The organism is Ruminiclostridium hungatei (genome assembly GCF_002051585.1).
Lineage (GTDB): Bacteria > Bacillota > Clostridia > Acetivibrionales > DSM-1351 > Ruminiclostridium > Ruminiclostridium hungatei.
The window spans coordinates 70,910-85,085 of record NZ_MZGX01000007.1; the positions used below are offsets into that span (position 1 = coordinate 70,910).

Sequence of the window (14,176 nt, forward strand, 5' to 3'; positions counted from 1 at the left end):
ATATCCTTTCAAAATATATTTATTTCAGTTCCAAGAAATTTATCACTTATGCACTTGCTATGAATCCATCCTTTATGTTTAAGTCATCCAACCGCTGTTCAAGCAACTTTCCTTCCTTTAGTCTTAAAACCCGGGAACATATGGACAGGGCGGTATATCTGTGGGTTATAACTATACAGGTTCTTGCAGGCCTCATTCCATTTATGCTTGTAAGGACATGAACCTCTGAAGCTCTGTCCAGGGCTGAGGTTGCCTCGTCTAAAATCAGAATCGGGGCCTTCCTCAGCAGTGCTCTGGCAATTGATATTCTTTGGGCCTGCCCCTCCGAAAGTCCGATTCCATGTTCTCCTATCTTTGTCTGCATACCCTCAGGCAGCTCATTAATAAAATCCAAGGCCCCGGCCGCCCCCGCTGCTGCAACTATTTCCTCACCGGTAGCTTCCGGGAAGCCCCATAAAAGATTTTCTTCAATAGTACCGCTGAATAACGTATTTCCCTGGGGTACATATGAAATCCAATCCCTGGTTCCGGCGGAGACAAAATACTCCCTGTTATCCCTGGTGGTCAGCAGTACACTTCCTTTTTCGGGCTTCAGCAGTGCCAGCAGCATTCTTATCAGGGTTGTTTTCCCTTCTCCGGAGGGGCCTATGAGGCCTACAATTTCCCCCGGTCTGATGGTCACATTCAATCTTTCCAAAATAGGTTTTCCATCGCTGTACCAGAAAGTGACTCCCTGAAACTTAATCCCGGCTTCATAAGCTGCCGGAAGCTTGTTTTCACTCTCTTCCGAGGGGAGGTCTTCTATTTCCATTAACCTTCCTGCAGATGCCACGGCAGCTATCACCTGGGGTATCATTCTGGCCAAACCCACAAAGGGGCCCTGTACCTGGGAAACCAACTGCAAAAATGCAGTCAGTGTCCCGAAGGTAGTAGCTCCCCTGCCAAGTTTCAGCGCACCCCAGCAGAAGGCCAGAAAATATCCTGCCCAGTAGCCCAGTCCCAATATGGTGCTGGCCAGAACGCTTGTGACATTCCTTTTCTTGACCCAGCCAAGGCGGATACTGTGAAGGCTTGCAATGCTGGCAATATTCTTTTCCTCCAGGCTGAACGCCTTGACAATCAGCATGTTCTCAACAGCTTCCTGGAGAAATGACCTGTAAACACTTTCCGATTCCTGAACCTTTATCTGATACCTTTTTATCTTTCTCCCCCATATCCTGCTGAACAATACAGTAAAGGGGCCTAAAACAAACGCCAGTAAAGCCAGCGTGGGTTCATAGTAAAGAAGGGTTGCAAATGCCGCAGCCAACTGCACTCCCAGGGATATCATGCCTGGCAGGGTATCCACCACTCCGGTTGTCACCGCTCCTACGTCGCTTGTGAGCCTTGTGAGGATATCTCCGCTGTGGTACCGGTTTACTGCCATCCATTCGGTTCTTGTTATGCGGGAAAAAACTCTTTTCCTCATATTGTTTGACAAAACTTCGGTTGTTCTGACAGTTATAATTGAGGATGCTCCTTTTATGCCAAGATTTATAATTATCAATGCGCCAAACAGTGCTGCATAAAGAGCGGCCCTGTTCAAAGTGCCGTCAACTGCACTGTCTATGAGGTTTTTGGAAAACACCGCCGTTATTACACCGGTTACAGACGTAAAAGCATCCAGCAAAATAATGGACAGCAAGCTCTTGGAAACTGTCCTGGCATTGACCGCTATCCATCTGAAATCCCTTAAAAGTTTGCCATACTCTTTTGTAATACGCATGATATCTCCACTTCCCCAAACTATGGCCGGTAACATCTGAAATTACATTTTATTTTTACTAATATCCTTATGGTTTTTAAAAGATAATTCCTCAACGGAATTGCCTTCATCCAGAAAGCCGTCAATAAGTTCCACAATATATTGCGGCAGGAGATTGTGCGGCCGTTTCTTCTGATTTCTGCAACTACCGCTATCAGCCGGTCAGGTTCAAGGGGGCCTTCTATCCACTTCTGTGCATCTCCTGCCATAAAGAAGCAATTGTTATCTTTATTAAGAACCCTGTGCAGTATGTACTCCCCGCTTACTCTCTGGATCAGTACTATATCTCCCTTAGTTATAGTGTCAAAACAGGCCGGTACCAGCTTTACGCTATCCTTATCCTCTCTGAGGAAGGGGTACATGCTCATTCCGGTTACGGTAAGCCAGACCTGGGTTCCTTCCTGAAGCAGCTCTCTGATTGCGGGAAATATGTGGGCGGACTTTATCAATTTCACTTCACCCATTGCCGCACCAGCTCCATAGCTTCCCTGTCGGGCCTGCACTTAAGGTGATATACCTTTACGCTGTTGAGCAGTTTGCCAAGTACGTCATATGCCTTCTTCATCAGCACCTCGTCAAAATACGGCAAAAAGCACCGGGGCATAACCATGGGCAGAGCCTCGGATATTTCCAGCAACTTTATGCTGTTTTCCGGCGCCTGTTCCAATACTACTATTGCATATACCGGAACTTCCGTATTCTGAAATTTATCGGAGGACCCGCTCCAGGGAGTTCCGCATAGAAGGGGAATACCTTTTTCAAATCTGATGGCGGGAGTATCATCATTTACCACTGTTACAGCCTCTCCCATATATTTTTCCCAGAGCCCCACATGAGTCGACTTACCGGTTCCGGAAGGTGCTGTGAACAAGATGCCCCTCCCTTCCCAGGCTATTGAAGAGGCATGCATTACAATTCCACCATTGTTCAACAGGTTATTCCTGAAGACAATGCCCATCAGCATGAAAGAATAGTGATCCGACCACATTTTCAGCACCGTTGGAGCATTCTCGTCAAGTTCGGGTTTGAAACACCTTATATTGGCATTAGTCCATTCCAGGTTTGTATCAATATGTGAAAGAATGTTTGTCTTTGTCCTGTCCAGGCTGTAAATGTGATAGCCGGAGGCTTCTTCTTCCTTTCTGAGCCAGTTTATGTTGTCTTCAATAATGACACTGCCTTCCGGGCGCTCAATCCGTGAGCATTGATCTATCTGAACCGACATATGGGGGCTTTCCGTGACATTGCAGAGAAAGCCCTTCATTCTTTCCTTAAGGTAACCGTTACCGGAATTTACTTTTATATATGTACCTGCAACATTATATACAAGCATTTTAACCTCCATCTCCCCATATATGATGGTCACTTTAGTTATAAAGCAGAACCTGCTCCTTTGAATTTCCTTAAAGACCGGTCTATGCGGCAATTTCCCAAACTACAGTACAAATCAGCAAATGGAATGCCTTTATATATAAACAAAAATATATTATGGGCATTCCATTTAAAAAATCATATTCAGATGTCCGGCACTGATGACTTGTATTTACCGGTATTGGGCCGTATCAGTCATTTGCCGTTATCAGATTGCCCAGCTCATCAAGGCATGAGCCTACATTAACACAGCTTCCGGCTATTCTCTCTTCAACTCTGAGATTAACAATATCCATTGATGGCTTTACATATTCTTTCATTATTTCACCTCGTTCCATAAGGAAATTCATTAAGCAAAAAATATAAGTATTGAGCCTATGTGCTATGCGGATGTGGTTCCCGCGTAATACTTCTTGCCATTGTACTCGATGTCTACAGTGCATGCTCCTGTGCAAACCGTATGAGCAAGTCTTTCCTCCACTCTTAAATCAACAAACTCGATTTTTGGTGCAATGTATTTTTTCATGTTCCGTTCACCTCCTGTATATCATTTATGTATTATCAGCAGCCCCGCCGCTGCTCCACCCATTTGTCAGACAGAAATCACCCGTACCGGGTATCCCTCTCCTGCCGCAGCAGGCTTCTGTACCGGGCACTTTCACATAGATACTCCGCAGGCCTGGTAAAGCTTCCCGTCTCGCTCATCAGTCTTCCCGGGCAGGAAATGCAGTCTTTTTTTATAGCACAGGCTTCACAGTCACTGCATTTGGGCACTCTGCCGCAGCCTTCCTTGAGCAATTGCCAGGCTTTTTCAAAGCCTGTCTCCAGCGGCCTGGCACTGGGGGTATCCAGCAGGCCGCACGGAATCATTCTTCCGTCCCAGGTCAGCCAGAAGCCCGTTTTCCCGGATTGACACCTGAATGCCGAAGCTTCCAGCATTTGTTGAGTTTTCAGGGACAAAACGCTCTCCTGTTCCATGGAGTCAGCATTCATTTTCAACTCCAGCTTGGAGCTTTTAGGATACATCTTTTGGCCATAGAGGCTCATCCTGTTTTCGTATTCCACAATATCAAAGGGCGAAAGCCTGTTGCCCAGAGGGTCGGACCCACAGCCTTCCCTTCTGGGTGATATATAGTTTACAACTCCGAGCACATTTGAATATGTATGGGCTATTTTGTACAATTCCTTGTAATCCCTGTGATTCCCCTCAACAACAGTTGTTTTTACTTCAAGGTTAATACCTTCCGAACGAAGTGCCTCCAGCGCACCCATTGTTTTAAAATAGCCCTCCCTGTTTCCCGCAACCCTTTCATAGGTCTCGGGACTTCCTCCGTAGACTGTCACACTTACCCTGTGGGGAGGAATTCTTCCAAGCCATTTTGCCCTTTTTGGCGATATCAGACTGCCGTTGGTGAATATGGTTATATTCAGACCCATTTCACTAAGCGCTTCATATATTTTTTCAAAGTCTTCCCTCAAAAAAACTTCCCCGCCTGTGAGAATAAGGTAAAAAAGGCCGGCGTCCCTGGCCTGCCGCCCCATCTGTATCCACTGACCGGTGGTCAACTCTGACTTGAGCATGTTTTTATCGTTTGCAGGACCGCATACATAGCACATTTTACATTTAAAATTGCATCTGGCCGTCAGTTCAAATGAACCGGAGAGAGGCAGTCCCTTCTCCATGGACAGAGCGGTAATTCTTCTGTGAAATTCTTTCCAATCCAGGCTCATACGGCACCTCGACTTCAATTTGATGTTACTCTGAACTTGTTAATCCGACCCAATATCAGTCAATCAACCTGTTGCTTTTCATACTTTCAACAAAAGCCTCAACATCTTGCAAGGCTGTTTCTCTGTCTACATCGTATAAAGCCAGCAAAGCCTGAACCATATCTTCAACGGATGCGTCCTTTTCAAGCCTTCTCCACAAGACAGCACCGCTCTCACTTAATGTCATTATTCCATTAAACTCCACAACCCTGGCACCCAGGGGAACAACTACAGGCTGACCTGCAATCTCCCGGAGCATAAATCCGTTCTTTACCTGCATCTTGACCTCCTATACCTTGCTATACAGCAAAAACAAGTTGTAGTTTTATCTCATCACCAGGGAAAGAACCAGCCCCAGCCCCACACCCAACCGCTTCCCGGTTTCTTTCCAGGTTTTTTACCGGGTCCCCCATGATGAGCCGGCTGACCTGCTATGGGATTTGTTTCATTTCCGCCCTGGCTTGAACCGAAGCATGCTATTCCTTCCTCGGCCCTGAGTTCGATAATTCTTAATTTTGGTTTAACATAACTTCTCATAAACATTCCTCCTGGTTTTTTATTTTAGCCCCGGCTTTAAAATGGGGCTTTAGAACCTATCTCAGCCCCAGCCATTCCAATAGGTCATTTCTATCTCTAGCCGAATTGATTAATGTATCGTCCTTGAACAGGGCTTTTTTGTTATCAAAGCTGTAATCCTTCCTGACAATACCGAACGCTATTCTATGTACCCAGGCAACCGGCAGCAGCAGCGGGTTTTTATTGATATAGAAATATTTATATCTTTCAGCCATTTTTTCACGGCTGGGAAAAATTATTCTGATGGTGCTGAGCATTTTATTATTATATTGAAGACCTTTACCATATAAATTTCTGGTCAGGGCATTTGTGGCTATACGGTTAATATCCCTTCTGCCAAAATTTCCTCCCGATAAAATATCTTCAATTAAAAAATTAATTTTGTCATTATTAATGTCTGTTTTAAAATCCGGTATATCTGGCAAAATCATTCCAAAAAGCTTGTTGCATACCTGAAGTATCGGATTAACAAAATGACTAATACCATATTTTATTGACATATCTACAACTTTATTCCAATCAATTTTGTCATAACCCTTTTCAACAGCCACAACCATGTCGCATAACTGCCGTAATCCTATGCCTCCATGGGAAATATGTGAGGCCATGTGAATACAAAAATGGAGTATCTGCATCTCCCAGGATAATGCCAGCGCCTTTGTGTTCCCAATATCCAGCTCCATCGGCGCGCTCCAGGCGTCAATGTTCAGCAAATCCGAGTTTTCAATAAAATTGTAGTCCGCCAGCAGCCTGTGCAGCTCAATTGATATATATTGCTGCCGGTGAAATTCAACATGTTTGGTTTTTTTGTCCTTATCAGCCTTGTATCCCAGACCCTGAAGTATTTCCGCCGCCTTCTTCATATCCTTCTCATGAACAAGTATATCCGCATCTCCCATTGTCCTCAGCTCCGGGTGAGGATACCACTTATTAATTGCCATGCCTTTAAGTATGATGGTCTGTATTTTGTAGGTATTGAGTATTTCCAGCACTTCCCCGACCCAAATCTCATCGCAAAGCATCTGAAAGCCGCAGGACATGACTGATTTCGTCCACTTGTCCATAATCTCACGTTCCATCCCTATGTTCCGGTGGATAATTTTGATTTCCGGATAAATCAGAGTATGTACCTGATGTGCTGCCGCTTCCATATATATCTCCATCCAGTCGATATGGCGGCCCCGGTATTTTTCAGTATCCATGTCCACATTTCTGATGGCTGCACCTAAGATTTCAGTTAAGATTATGTCTTTTTCCTTCATTTCCCAACCTCCAGCCGGACATATTTTTACCCTCGGGTTTGAGCAAACTTTTATAAAGGTTTTTTGTTTCAACTGCTATGCGGTCCCAATTGTATTTATTGAGAATATAGGTTCCCGACAGATATTTAACCTTCAGTACTTTCTCACGGTCTGCCAGCAGCATGGACATTTTACGGGCCAGATCACCGGTGTCCGATTTCCGGAAGCAATAGCCCATAGTGCCTATAACATTTGTGTTTTCAGGAATATCGCTTACAAGGCAGCAATTACCGTAGCTCATAGCCTCCAGCAGACTTATGGGAAGACCTTCTATATCGGATGGAAGCACATAAAAATAAGCGTTGCTGTATAGCTCCGCCAACTCCTGATCCCGGACAAACCCGGTAAATATTATATTCCTGTTTTCTTCGGCACTTTTTTTGATATCAAGCTCATAACCACTGCTGTGACTTGAGCCTCCGGCTATTACCAGTTTTTTATCCGTTCTGATTTTGTTGAAAGCATCAATAAGATAATGTACGCCCTTTTCAGGAACGAGCCTTGCCAGGAACAGAATATAACTGTCAGTATCAAGCCCGTATTTCTCTTTTATCAATTGAGCCCTTAATATATCCGGCCTCTCAACCCCGTTTGGTATGTATGCCGTCTCTATATTGTACTTGTCTTTGTAATATCCCACCAGGTTTCGCGAAACACTTATCGTCCTGTGTGAGAATTTTGCAGTTGCATATTCGCCGAATTTCAGGAAGGAGGAGGCAAAGCTCCCCCACTTGCCGCGCTGCCAGTCCAGCCCGTGTACAGTGCATATAACCTTTTTCCCGAATATCCGTGGAATGAAAGCCAGAGTTGCCGGTCCTAATGCATGGTAATGAAATATTTCACAGTGTGACAAAAGTGCCCTTACAGTCGAGGTAAGCGTGTGGGTTATGGCATCCAGATGCTTGGAATTAATATAGGGGGTGTACCTGATTTTTACTCCCAGGTAGTTTCCGTCTTCAAATTCCACATCGCAATAATCCCTTCTGCTGTATACCTCCACCTGACAGCCAAGGCAGGCAAGCCTTTTGGATATTTCGTCCACATGTATCTCAATCCCTCCAGACCTAGACGGAATACCCTTTTGTCCTATCATTGCGATTTTCATATGTGCCATACTCCTTGCCATCAATAAATTTATTTTCTTTGAGACTGTACCCGCCCTTTAATTTGTGCCTTACCACCCACCAAAGGGGAACCCGGATTCTTTGCTTCATGGCCGGTGCCACACTGCCTATCATCCAGCAGTTTTTATCGCAGCTTTTTACCATACTTCTGACTTCCTCCGCCCTTGGAGAATTCCATATTTCCTCCCAGCTATTTTCTTTCAGATCTCCCATGGACATTCTCTCCGTACTGCCGTTACAAGGCAGCACATGGCCATAGGGATCCACAAAAAACCCGTTGCTGCCCATATCACACGGCAAATAGCGTCTATTTCCATATATATAGTTTATGAGTCCATGATTGAAATAAGCTCTGAACCACTTTTTAGGCGAGCTTGATTTAAGCAGTTGGTTTACCAGTTGCTCGAAGGCCCTTGCAACCTTCTGCCTGTCACCTATCCGGTTGTCTGTCTTTCTGAAATAGAAGGAATTATGAAGGGTGGCCGTTGCAAATTCCATTCCCAGTTCATCCGAAAGCTTGTACAGTGGCACCAGGTCTTCCGAATTCATTTCCTGCACCGTACAGCCGAAGCCTATATCCTTGTGTCCGGCCACAACAAGCTTTTTCAGAGTATTATAGCCCCTGTTGAAGCCGTCGGGAATTCCCCGGATGGCATCATTTGCCTCCTGCAGCCCCTCGATGCTTATCCGTATTCCCACCTCCGGAAACTCCCGGCACAATTCCAATATCCTGTCGGTGAAGTAGCCGTTTGTTGAAATAACTATCCTGTCGGTTTTTTTGTAAAGCTCCCTCACAATTTCATGAAGGTCTTTGCGGATAAAGGGCTCGCCCCCGGTTATATTTGTAAATGCCATTTCCGGGAGCTTTTTTATAACCTCCAGCGTCAGCTCTTCCTCAGGCTTGCTGGGGTCCTTGAAGCAATCACACATATTGCATTTGGCGTTGCACCGGTATGTAATGATTACAGAGCCGTATAAATTCCTTTTTGACATAATTACCTCCTTTACTGGTCTGTAACAGCTAAATTCATGCTTTGCCGGCAGATAAATTTCAGAGTTACACGCCACTAGCATCAAGATATATTTATTTTAATTGGTTTATATATAAGCCTTGTTCCATCGTGCCAATGGGGTTCATCCACACCAAACCATGCTCTGAGCATAAACAAGCCTGCCGCTTTATAAATGACATTTTTCTCAATGAATATTCCATGTGTTCAGCCCTCCATTTTTTGCCGGGTATTTCAGGGATGGAGCTTTATTTCAAAATCCATCCCTGAAAATATTTTTTATTTGCTAGCAATCATCTTCCCTTCACCGGCCAAGTCATTATTATCTAAAATAATGTTTGCTCCCTTGCCGATTATTGCATACTGGCTGCTGTCATGTGTCCTGATATTATTATTTGCACAGTATATTCTGGCCTGGGAGTTGAGTTCAATGGCACAAAACCCTGAAAGCTCACTGATATCAACGGTATTGCCGCCTATATACGAGTTGTTGGCAAAGGACCTTATTCCATACTTAACATCGGATATGGTATTTCTCAAGGCCACCACCGGTGAAACAACGGCGGATTCCGCCCCCTGAATGGTATTGTTGATGGCAGCTCCTCCGGTTATTCCATACCTGAACTGCCCGGAAATTACGTTGCCTTCTGCGGAGGAAACATTGGAAATTGCATTGCAATACCCATTTCCTGTGAGCGTAATCCTGTTATTAATTGCATATATATTGCTCTTCTCATTACCTGCAGGATTATATATTATGGTTTTACTGCTGGTTCCAACAGATTGAGCATTTATATCATTATTGTAAATTGAAATATTTGTGGTGGGTTTTTTCCTGTTTTCAATACCGGTGCATATGATGAAGGCATTAAAATAATCTGATATAATAATATTATTGCTTATAATTATATTGTCTACAGTCCCATAGTACTTATCCTCACTGGAGTATACGCTTAGTACGATTTCCTGTTTTTCAAATCTGTCCACTATTTTGCAATTGTTGATTATTACATTCCTGACATTCCCCACCGTTGAGTAAACTGCTATAACTTCATCCTTGGAATCCTTTTCAAAATTGCAGTCGGTTATTTTAACATTCTCAGTGGTATTATCTGCCACTGCTGAAAGCCTTGTGGTAAGATTCCTTACCCAGACACACCCTCCGCTGAGGGCCATAGTATTATTGACAAAATTGCAATCAGCTACCGTAACATTTTTACAGGCATTATATAAATCCAAATTTGTCACCGGCATGGTGTTTGAAAGGTCGGCTATAAAATCACAATTGAGGATATCCGCCCTTCTTATGTTCTTTAGGATCATAATCGTTTTGGGCGACCTGTTTGTGTATCTTTTATATTCAAAGCTTATATCGGAAATTTTCATTTTTTGTGCAGTGGTCTCGTTAAACTCGTCGGCATAGTTTGAATTAATTATCAGGCACTCGGATAAATAGCCCTGACCATAATTCGAGAAGGTTCTGCTGTCAAAAACAATCTTCGTACTGCCCTTTACTCCCTGGACCGTCAGATTCATGCCTTTAAGAATTATTTTTGATTTGCAGAAAAAGTTCCCCGCAGGAAGGTTTACCGTGTTTTCCGAATTGAACAGCCTTGTTAAGTACTCAGTATTGTCATTTGCCTCAATTGTAAACCTTGAATCCTCATAATATTTGCCGTCGGCTTTGTTAAAGAAATTGGCATTTCCAATTTCGCCCGCTCTCTGCTTGCCTTCAGCGTTATAGCTATCAACCTCCAGGTTTTTAGCATGTCGAGTGTTCAGCACATAAATACCAACTGCCAGTACTGTTAAATAAGCACATAAAATATAAATAAAATAGGATTTTTTATTTTTGTTTAATCCCATATGGCCAACTCTCCCTCTGAATACAAATTATTTGATTTGCGGCAATCAATTGTGTATTAAGGGTTTCGAGCTTCTATCCCAAAAGTTTACCCCTGCCCCTGTGTTTTTGCCCTGCCATTGCGTATATGTCCAATAACTCGTCTGTGTATTTTTCTATGGAGAAACCCCGGGCTTTTTCAAGGCATGCCAGGGAAAACCTCTGCAATATTTCCGGCTTTTCATATAAGTATTTAACTTTTTCGGTCAAATCCTCAACATTCCCGGGCTCAAAAAGCAGTCCGTCCATTTTATCGCTTATTAATTCCGGAATTCCTCCGATATTAGATCCAATAACAGGTGTACCATACATTTGAGATTCCAGAACGGACATAGGACAGTTTTCATACCATTCGGACGGGTAAATGGAAAAAAGTGCTTCAGCTATTATTCTTTTCAGTTCATCGCCTTTTTTAAAGCCGATGAATTCGATATTCTTTACAGATTGGACTTCTTCTTCCAGTTCACCCTCTCCTGCAAATATGAACCTGATGTCTGGCAGTTTAATGCAGGACTTTATCAGAGTATGAATTCCCTTTTCACCGGACAGCCTGCCGAAATATAAGACATATGCCTTCTTATTATCAGTATGTTCCGCAGTTTTATTGTTGGTAAAGTTATGTAAAATTATAATTTTATCCTTAGGTATTTTTACATTCATGCTTAACATTTTATTTTTAAGAAATCGGCTGGGGGATATAAAATAGTCAACGTTTCCATAAACCCCCAATTTATTGTAAATATAGCTTTCAGCAGCACCTACAACGCTTTTCAGCAGGGAGTTGTCTATACATTTCTGAAAAATGCAGTTTATGAATTTCCCATGGCTGCATTTTTCACAGTTTTCTCCTTTTGTGTAGTTATAAAGACGGTGATAGGGGCATACCAATTGCGGATCATGCAAGGTCTGGACAACCGGAATATCGTATTTTTTTATTTCATACAGAATTGAAGGCGTAATCTGGTAATTGTAATTGTTCAGGTGAATTATATCCGGCTTGAATTTTTCTATAACTCTCCCAATTTTTTTACGAGCCTCAACGGAATATACAACCTTAAAAGGGTAGGATAGCTTATTGAACAGGGTTCCGCTGAAATCCATACTGCTCATGCTCTCACAGGCTGAATTTCCCACATGGTTATTTGCATTTTCCATTCCAAAATACTCAATTTCATGTCCCAGCTTCGATAAATAATTAAAAAGCTGAAAAATATAGGTTTCACTTCCGCCCTTATTATACAAAAATTTATTAACAACTAATATTCTCATTTATAACTCCTCTGTACTTAATTATTTTTGCAGGTACTCCTCCCACAATAGCATATTCCGGAACATTCCCGGTTACAACTGCTCCTGCCGCTACAATAGCCCCATCACCGATATGCACTCCGTCAAGAATAACTGCCTTTGATCCGATCCAGCAGTCCTTTCCAATGCATATCCCCTTTCTGGTGGCACCCTGGGCTCTTATGGGCTTGAATCTGTCACCGAAAATATGGTTCTCGGCATGGAGACTGACTCCCGGGCCGAATATTGTGTTATCTCCTATTTCCACCTTTCCCCTGACTGCAAAAAACGCGTTGGGCGATATTCCCACATTATCACCTATATGCAGGCTCTCTCCCAGTTCTCTTATAACTCCGGTACATTCAATGATGCTGTTGCGCCCGATGGAAACATTTTTCCCTATTCTGACTCCGTATTTACTGAGCGCATTTATAAATACGTTATCTTCAAAGATAACATTTCTATCCAAATACAGATTCCTGCCGGATCTAATTCTGACCTTCTTTCCGCAGAAGAAAAGACCTTTGCACTCCCGGATACCTATACGCTTAACTGTTCCCCTGCCTATTTGCACCGCTCTGTTAATTACAATGTGGATTATATCCCATATTGAGAAGGCATTGTCAATTACATAATTTTCTCCCTTTAATTTAGAAATCAGCTTTGAGACCAGCTTCTTCATAAGAACCTCCTAATTTTTCTATAGTTGCTCCGGGCTTCAGAACAGTTTTTGCAGAAGGATAGGCAGCACTACATGCATACACAATTGCAGCCATTATCCAGAAAGTTTCCAGATAAAAATTATTATTTGTGAGATTATATGCCAATGTTGCAATATAAGCTGTTATCAAGAAGTCAAACAGTGTTTTCTCCTTTAGCATCTTGTCTATAAATCTGAGTTTTACAAACCTTACAATGGGATATGTCACAAGGAGCAGATTTGCCGACAGTCCGATTGAGCCCTGCTCAGCCCATACTTGCAGTACAAAATTGTGGACATCCACCGCATCGGACTTATACAGCCTGAATTTCTCAAACAGGTAAGCATATGCATCGTGGTGAAACGCCGCATTTCCCAATCCTATGCCGGAAACAATGTGATCGTAACCCTCCTGTAATGCAATCAGCCAGTAGACAAAATGATATTTGGTGGAACCTTCCTGAGTATTTAGTGCCTCCAGCATCCTTTCCAGCAAATTTGGGAAAATTGACAGTATTACAGGAACACAGCATATGGAAATGACAATTATCAGGAAATTTATCCTGGGGCTTTTCCCAAATAAAGTCACAATATTCAACACAAAGAATATAAGCAGGGCAGCTCTTGAGTATGTAAGACTAAGGGTCAATACATCGGCTATAAACAGAATGCAGTACAACAGCCTGGTCCTTCCAATGGATTTTCTTATTTTATAGTTTACAGCCATGGACTGAATCAGGATGCAATTCGCTATAGCTATGGTATCCAGGCCCATCACCCCATCTATCCTGTTAATTACATTTTTTGACTCAACCAGGGCTTGTGTTTTATATATCTGATCCAGAATCACTATATGCCCATCAGGATACATTCTGAAGGACGGTATCAGCATCTTTCCAAAATAGTAGCTTGCAAGGCAGGTGACAACCAAAACTATATTCGATATGATAAGTACACTTACTATTCTGTTTAAGAAATCCTGTCTCTGTGACTGCTTGTATATTACCAGCATCATTAAGAACAAATAAATATATTGGAACAATTCCTTGACGGATATCTTCATATTAACTGAAAACAGGCAGGAAAGAAGAATACCGGTAAGGTACAGTGCAAATATTATTTTTACAGACTGGTGGGTTTTTGAACTATCAGGATATATATCTTTTTTATATGTCTTTGTGAGCAATATACATGTAAAGATACCCAGCCAGAGAAACTGCAGCACCTTCAAGTCCATATAGCCGGTTTTTATCATGAAAATATTTGAACACGGTGCCAGAAAAATTGCAGCCAGTATCAATCTGTCCATACAAACCTCCGGTTTATGGAA

General features: G+C 42.7%; 15 protein-coding genes. All 15 read right to left on the reverse strand.

The window, feature by feature from the left end; all coding sequences use genetic code 11:
• Nucleotides 1–46: 46 nt before the first annotated feature.
• The 15 genes from CLHUN_RS06715 to CLHUN_RS06775 all read right to left on the reverse strand — a co-directional run bounded on the left by CLHUN_RS06715 (nt 47) and on the right by CLHUN_RS06775 (nt 14,155).
• Nucleotides 47–1,765, reverse strand: coding sequence for an ABC transporter ATP-binding protein (locus CLHUN_RS06715; RefSeq protein ID WP_080063811.1), 1,719 nt, complete (start codon nt 1,763–1,765; stop codon nt 47–49).
• Between the two features lie 20 nt (nt 1,766–1,785).
• Nucleotides 1,786–2,268, reverse strand: coding sequence for a S24/S26 family peptidase (locus CLHUN_RS06720; RefSeq protein WP_080063812.1), 483 nt, complete (start codon nt 2,266–2,268; stop codon nt 1,786–1,788).
• Nucleotides 2,256–3,137, reverse strand: coding sequence for a hypothetical protein (locus CLHUN_RS06725; protein WP_080063813.1), 882 nt, complete (start codon nt 3,135–3,137; stop codon nt 2,256–2,258). Before CLHUN_RS06725 ends, CLHUN_RS06720 begins: the two co-directional genes overlap by 13 nt.
• 229 nt (nt 3,138–3,366) lie before the next feature.
• A complete protein-coding gene (locus tag CLHUN_RS22675; protein WP_278247526.1) occupies nt 3,367–3,495 on the reverse strand; it encodes a hypothetical protein in 129 nt (42 codons plus the stop codon).
• A 62-nt stretch (nt 3,496–3,557) separates the two neighbouring features.
• Nucleotides 3,558–3,701 carry a hypothetical protein gene (locus CLHUN_RS22075; protein WP_165755686.1) on the reverse strand — a complete coding sequence of 48 codons (144 nt, stop codon included), beginning with the start codon at nt 3,699–3,701 and terminating at the stop codon, nt 3,558–3,560.
• A 77-nt stretch (nt 3,702–3,778) separates the two neighbouring features.
• On the reverse strand, nt 3,779–4,906 hold the full coding sequence (locus CLHUN_RS06730) for a radical SAM protein (RefSeq protein WP_080063814.1): 1,128 nt from the start codon (nt 4,904–4,906) through the stop codon (nt 3,779–3,781).
• A gap of 55 nt (nt 4,907–4,961) precedes the next feature.
• A complete protein-coding gene (locus CLHUN_RS06735; RefSeq protein WP_080063815.1) occupies nt 4,962–5,225 on the reverse strand; it encodes a PqqD family protein in 264 nt (87 codons plus the stop codon).
• Nucleotides 5,226–5,278: 53 nt separating this feature from the next.
• Nucleotides 5,279–5,482, reverse strand: coding sequence for a hypothetical protein (locus CLHUN_RS06740; protein ID WP_080063816.1), 204 nt, complete (start codon nt 5,480–5,482; stop codon nt 5,279–5,281).
• A gap of 56 nt (nt 5,483–5,538) precedes the next feature.
• On the reverse strand, nt 5,539–6,783 hold the full coding sequence (locus CLHUN_RS06745) for a nucleotidyltransferase domain-containing protein (protein WP_080063817.1): 1,245 nt from the start codon (nt 6,781–6,783) through the stop codon (nt 5,539–5,541).
• Nucleotides 6,755–7,927, reverse strand: coding sequence for a glycosyltransferase family 4 protein (locus CLHUN_RS06750; RefSeq protein ID WP_080063818.1), 1,173 nt, complete (start codon nt 7,925–7,927; stop codon nt 6,755–6,757). The genes CLHUN_RS06745 and CLHUN_RS06750 overlap by 29 nt, the downstream gene beginning before the upstream one ends.
• A complete protein-coding gene (locus tag CLHUN_RS06755) occupies nt 7,887–8,939 on the reverse strand; it encodes a radical SAM protein (protein ID WP_080063819.1) in 1,053 nt (350 codons plus the stop codon). The genes CLHUN_RS06750 and CLHUN_RS06755 overlap by 41 nt, the downstream gene beginning before the upstream one ends.
• Nucleotides 8,940–9,235: 296 nt before the next feature.
• Nucleotides 9,236–10,822, reverse strand: a complete 1,587-nt coding sequence (locus CLHUN_RS06760) for a hypothetical protein (protein ID WP_080063820.1) — start codon at nt 10,820–10,822, stop codon at nt 9,236–9,238.
• A 73-nt stretch (nt 10,823–10,895) separates the two neighbouring features.
• Entirely contained in the window at nt 10,896–12,128 is a 1,233-nt protein-coding gene (locus CLHUN_RS06765; protein ID WP_080063821.1) for a glycosyltransferase, read from the reverse strand.
• A complete protein-coding gene (locus CLHUN_RS06770; RefSeq protein ID WP_080063822.1) occupies nt 12,109–12,828 on the reverse strand; it encodes an acyltransferase in 720 nt (239 codons plus the stop codon). Before CLHUN_RS06770 ends, CLHUN_RS06765 begins: the two co-directional genes overlap by 20 nt.
• Nucleotides 12,797–14,155 (reverse strand): O-antigen ligase family protein, encoded by a 1,359-nt coding sequence (locus CLHUN_RS06775; RefSeq protein ID WP_133051096.1) that lies wholly within the window; start codon nt 14,153–14,155, stop codon nt 12,797–12,799. The genes CLHUN_RS06770 and CLHUN_RS06775 overlap by 32 nt, the downstream gene beginning before the upstream one ends.
• Between the last annotated feature and the right edge of the window lie 21 nt (nt 14,156–14,176).

Bases quoted from the DNA above. Each gene is read 5' to 3' on its own strand.
- CLHUN_RS06715 (WP_080063811.1), bottom strand. From the start codon at position 1,765: ATGCGTATTACAAAAGAGTATGGCAAACTTTTAAGGGATTTCAGATGG.
- CLHUN_RS06720 (WP_080063812.1), bottom strand. From the start codon at position 2,268: ATGGGTGAAGTGAAATTGATAAAGTCCGCCCACATATTTCCCGCAATC.
- CLHUN_RS06725 (WP_080063813.1), bottom strand. From the start codon at position 3,137: ATGCTTGTATATAATGTTGCAGGTACATATATAAAAGTAAATTCCGGT.
- CLHUN_RS22675 (WP_278247526.1), bottom strand. From the start codon at position 3,495: ATGAAAGAATATGTAAAGCCATCAATGGATATTGTTAATCTCAGAGTT.
- CLHUN_RS22075 (WP_165755686.1), bottom strand. From the start codon at position 3,701: ATGAAAAAATACATTGCACCAAAAATCGAGTTTGTTGATTTAAGAGTG.
- CLHUN_RS06730 (WP_080063814.1), bottom strand. From the start codon at position 4,906: ATGAGCCTGGATTGGAAAGAATTTCACAGAAGAATTACCGCTCTGTCC.
- CLHUN_RS06735 (WP_080063815.1), bottom strand. From the start codon at position 5,225: ATGCAGGTAAAGAACGGATTTATGCTCCGGGAGATTGCAGGTCAGCCT.
- CLHUN_RS06740 (WP_080063816.1), bottom strand. From the start codon at position 5,482: ATGAGAAGTTATGTTAAACCAAAATTAAGAATTATCGAACTCAGGGCC.
- CLHUN_RS06745 (WP_080063817.1), bottom strand. From the start codon at position 6,783: ATGAAGGAAAAAGACATAATCTTAACTGAAATCTTAGGTGCAGCCATC.
- CLHUN_RS06750 (WP_080063818.1), bottom strand. From the start codon at position 7,927: ATGAAAATCGCAATGATAGGACAAAAGGGTATTCCGTCTAGGTCTGGA.
- CLHUN_RS06755 (WP_080063819.1), bottom strand. From the start codon at position 8,939: ATGTCAAAAAGGAATTTATACGGCTCTGTAATCATTACATACCGGTGC.
- CLHUN_RS06760 (WP_080063820.1), bottom strand. From the start codon at position 10,822: ATGGGATTAAACAAAAATAAAAAATCCTATTTTATTTATATTTTATGT.
- CLHUN_RS06765 (WP_080063821.1), bottom strand. From the start codon at position 12,128: ATGAGAATATTAGTTGTTAATAAATTTTTGTATAATAAGGGCGGAAGT.
- CLHUN_RS06770 (WP_080063822.1), bottom strand. From the start codon at position 12,828: ATGAAGAAGCTGGTCTCAAAGCTGATTTCTAAATTAAAGGGAGAAAAT.
- CLHUN_RS06775 (WP_133051096.1), bottom strand. From the start codon at position 14,155: ATGGACAGATTGATACTGGCTGCAATTTTTCTGGCACCGTGTTCAAAT.